Source organism: Streptomyces lycii (assembly GCF_009735685.1).
Classification (GTDB): Bacteria; Actinomycetota; Actinomycetes; order Streptomycetales; family Streptomycetaceae; genus Streptomyces; species Streptomyces lycii.
This window is the reverse complement of record NZ_WHPN01000058.1, coordinates 1-4,256: the sequence shown is the minus strand read 5'-3', so window position 1 is coordinate 4,256 and position 4,256 is coordinate 1. Positions and strand designations below refer to the sequence as shown.

The window sequence follows — 4,256 nt, the reverse complement described above, 5'->3', positions numbered from 1 at the left end:
GGCTTCGGCGGCAGCGTCATCATCCGGGTGGCGTCGGCCGCGGGCTCCTCCTCGGGCTCCGGCGCGTCGAGCACCCCGTTCAGCAGGGTCCGGGCCCCGGCGTCGTCGAGCCGCTGGGCCGGGTCCTTGGCGAGCAGGCCGTAGATGACCTCGGTGAGCGGGCCGGCGTGCTTCGGCGGCTCGACGGGTTCGGTCATCACGGCCGTGAGCGTGGTGAGCGCCGAGCCCTTGTCGTACGGCGGGACGCCCTCCACGCAGGCGTACAGCAGGCCGCCCAGCGACCACAGGTCGGCGGGCGGGCCGGGCTTCTGGCCGCGGGCGCGCTCCGGGGAGATGTAGGAGGGGGCGCCGACGAGCATGCCGGTGGAGGTGACCGAGGGGTCGCCCTCGACCTGGGCGATGCCGAAGTCGGTGAGCACGACCCGGCCGTCGTCGTCCGCGATGAGGACGTTCGACGGCTTCACGTCGCGGTGCAGGATGCCCTGCCGGTGGGCGGCGCGCAGCACGTCGAGGACGGCGAGCCCGACCTCGGCGGTGCGGCGCGGGGTGAGCCGGCCCTTCTCGCGGATGACCTCGGCGAGCGAGCTGCCCTCGATCAGCTCCATCACGATCCACGGCCGGTCGTCCTCGTCCACGACGTCGTAGACGGTGACCGCGCCGTTGCTGCGGATCCGGGCGATGGCCTTGGCCTCGCGCAGGGTCCGGGTGATGAGCCGTCTTTTCTCGTCCTCGTCGACGGACGAGGGGAAGCGCAGCTCCTTGACCGCGACGGTCCGGCCCAGGGTCTCGTCGACCGCGCGCCACACCGTGCCCATGCCCCCGCGCCCCAGCACGCTCCGCAGCCGGTAACGCCCGGCCAGCACCCGGCCCTCGGTGCCCTTGGTGGTGCCCTGCGTCTGCTCCGCCTCCGACATGCATCCCCTCAGCGCTGCAATCAATCATCGATGGCGCCGAGTTGGCAGCGGCTCCGACAGTGGCCCGCAACGCTGCTGCTCCAACTCCGGCGATCCGCCCCGGCAGAGCCTTCATTCTCCCTCATGCGCGGGGGTGCGAATTCCCGGGGTCCGCCCGCGGTGCCCGGCCGGAGGCGGTCCGGACACCGGAAGGCGGCGGGGCGGCACGCCGTGCCCGGTCAGGGCAGCGGCACGATGTCCGGGGCGCCGAGACGGGCCGCGTCGGCGGTGAGATCGTCGGGCTGGCGCTGCGATTCGCGCTCCGCCTCGACCCGCTTCTCGTAGTGCTGGACCTCCTTCTCGATCTGGTCCTTGTCCCAGCCGAGGACGGGCCCCATCAGCTCGGCGCACTCGCGGGCGCAGCGGGTGCCCCGGTCGAAGGTCTCGATGGAGATGCGGGTGCGGCGGGTGAGGACGTCGTCCAGATGGCGGGCGCCCTCGTGGGAGGCGGCGTAGACGACCTCGGCGCGCAGATAGTCGTCCGCGCCGGTGAGCGTCTCACCGAGGGAGGGGTCCTCGGCGATCAGCCGGAAGACCTCCTCGGCCAGCGAGCCGTACCGGTTGAGCAGGTGTTCCACCCGGACGACGTGCAGTCCGGTGCTGCGGGCGAGCCGGGCGCGGGCGTTCCACAGGGCGCGGTAGCCCTCGGCGCCGACCAGCCGGATGTCCTCGGTGACGCAGTCCGCGACCCTTCCCCAGCTGTCGCTGGGGGTGCCCCCGACCAGCCCGTGCACCGCCTCGTCGACGGCGTCCTTGGCCATCACCCGGTACGTCGTGTACTTGCCGCCCGCGACGACGACGAGGCCCGGCACCGGGTGCGCCACGGTGTGCTCGCGGGAGAGCTTGCTGGTCGCGTCGGACTCGCCGGCGAGCAGCGGGCGCAGCCCGGCGTACACGCCCTGCACGTCGTCCCGGGTGAGCGGCACGGCGAGCACCGAGTTGACGTGTTCGAGCAGGTAGTCGATGTCGGCGCTGGAGGCCGCCGGGTGGGACTTGTCGAGGTCCCAGTCGGTGTCGGTGGTGCCGACGATCCAGTGCCGGCCCCAGGGGATGACGAACAGCACGCTCTTCTCGGTACGCAGGATCAGCCCGGTGGTGGAGTGGATCCGGTCCTTGGGGACCACCAGGTGGATGCCCTTGGAGGCACGGACGTGGAACTGGCCGCGCTCGGCGATCAGCGACTGGGTGTCGTCCGTCCACACGCCGGTCGCGTTGACCACCTGGCGGGCGCGGATCTCGTACTCGCCGCCCGCCTCGACGTCCCGGACCCGGGCGCCGACGACGCGCTCGCCCTCCCGGAGGAAGCCGGTGACGCGGGCTCGGTTGGCGACGTCCGCGCCGTAGGCGGCGGCGGTGCGGACGAGGGTGGCCACATAGCGGGCGTCGTCCATCTGGGCGTCGTAGTACTGGAGCGCGCCGACCAGGGCGTCCTTCTTCAGGCAGGGCGCGACGCGCAGGGCGTGCCTGCGGCTGAGATGACGGTGCATCGGCAGGCCCCGGCCGTGGCCGGAGGAGAGCGACATCGCGTCGTAGAGCGCGACGCCCGAGCCCGCGTACCAGCGCTCCCAGCCCTTGTGCCGGAGCGGGTACAGGAACGGCACCGGCTTCACCAGGTGCGGCGCGAGCCGCTCCAGCAGCAGCCCGCGCTCCTTCAGGGCCTCCCGTACGAGCGCGAAGTCGAGCATCTCCAGATAGCGCAGCCCGCCGTGGATCAGCTTGCTGGACCGGCTGGAGGTCCCCGAGGCCCAGTCGCGCGCCTCCACCAGCCCGGTGGCCAGGCCTCGGGTGACGGCATCCAGGGCGGTGCCCGCTCCGACCACCCCCGCGCCCACGACCAGAATGTCCAGCTCGCCCTCCGCCATCCGGGCGAGCGCCTCGCCCCGTTCGGCCGGTCCCAGTGTCGCTGTCCTCACCGCTGCCTCCGTAGTGGTTCGGCTCGCACCATTCCCCACCCTGCGATTCTCACCGCCTGGCGGGCCCGCAACCCCCCAGTGCCCGGGGCGGCAACACCCATGCCGCCACCTCCGGCCAATACTCAATATCAGTCATATATCTGCTTAGCCTTACATAGCCCCATAGAGGAACGTCTCGGGAAGGACGGCCACAGCCATGCCCGCAGACCTCGCCGTCATCGGTCTCGGCCCCCTCGGCCTCCCTCTCGCCCAGGCCGCCGCCACCGCGGGCATCGCCACCGTCGGCTACGACCCCGACGAACGCGCCGTCGACGCGCTGCGCGCCGGACGCCCGCCCCAGGACGGCTCCCTGACCGCCGCCGGACTCCGCCGGATGCTCGCCGCCGGTTTCCGGGCCAGCAGCGACCCCGCCGAACTGGGCCGGGCCCGTACCGCCGTCATCTGCGTGCCCGCCCCGCTCGGCGAGGACTCCGCGCTCGACCTGCGGCAGGTCGGCGAGGCCGCCCGGATCCTCGCCGGGAGGATGCGGCCCCGCACCACCGTGCTGCTGGAGTCCCCCGCCTATCCGGGCACCACCGAGGAGTTCCTGCGCCCCATCCTGGAGGAGGGGTCCGGGCTGCGGGCCGGCCGCGACTTCCACCTCGCCTACGCGCCGAGCAGGCTCGACCCCGGCAGCCGCACCTTCAACTGCGCCAACACCCCCAAGGTCATCGGCGGCCTCACCCCCGCCTGCACCGAGGCCGCCGCCGCCTTCTACGGCCGCGTCACCGACCGCGTCGTCCGCGCCCGCGGACCGCGTGAGGCCGAGACCGTCAAGCTCCTGGAGACCAACTACCGGCACGTCAACATCGCGCTGGTCAACGAGATGGCCGTGTTCTGCCACGACACCGGCGTCGACCTGTGGGACGTCATCCGCTGCGCCGAGACCAAACCGTTCGGCTTCCAGCCCTTCCGCCCCGGCCCCGGCGTCGGCGGCCACGGCGTGCCCATCGACCCCAACTACCTGGCGTACAAGGGCCGCAGCATCGGCTACCCGCTGCGCATGGTCGAACTGGCCAAGGAGGTCAACGACCGGATGCCGCGCTACGTCATCAAGCGCTGCGCCACCCTCCTCAACGAGCACGGGAAGTCGGCGCGCGGCGCCCGCGTGCTGCTCCTCGGCGTCACCTACAAGCCGGACATCGGCGACCAGGCCGGGGCCCCGGCGCGCGAGATCGCCGCCCGGCTGCTGGAGATGGGCGCCCAGCTCAGCTTCCACGACCCGTACGTGCCGCAGTGGCACGTGCTGGACCGGCCGGTGCCGCGCGCCGACTCGCTCTACGAGGCCGCGGCCGCCTCCGACCTCACGGTGCTCCTCCAGCACCACCGCACCTACGACCTGCAGGGGCTG

General features: G+C 72.8%; 3 protein-coding genes. 1 reads left to right on the top strand and 2 read right to left on the bottom strand.

Going from position 1 to position 4,256, the window contains the following annotated elements:
• The coding region (locus tag GCU69_RS03030; RefSeq protein WP_156205058.1) for a serine/threonine-protein kinase at nt 1-914 on the bottom strand (914 nt) is incomplete at its 3' end.
• A gap of 218 nt (nt 915-1,132) precedes the next feature.
• Nucleotides 1,133-2,866 carry a glycerol-3-phosphate dehydrogenase/oxidase gene (locus GCU69_RS03025; protein ID WP_098753580.1) on the bottom strand — a complete coding sequence of 578 codons (1,734 nt, stop codon included), beginning with the start codon at nt 2,864-2,866 and terminating at the stop codon, nt 1,133-1,135.
• A gap of 196 nt (nt 2,867-3,062) precedes the next feature.
• On the opposite strand from GCU69_RS03025, the gene GCU69_RS03020 reads away from it, so the two are divergent.
• Nucleotides 3,063-4,256 (top strand): nucleotide sugar dehydrogenase (locus tag GCU69_RS03020; RefSeq protein ID WP_156205057.1); only part of this gene is annotated, 1,194 nt, incomplete at its 3' end.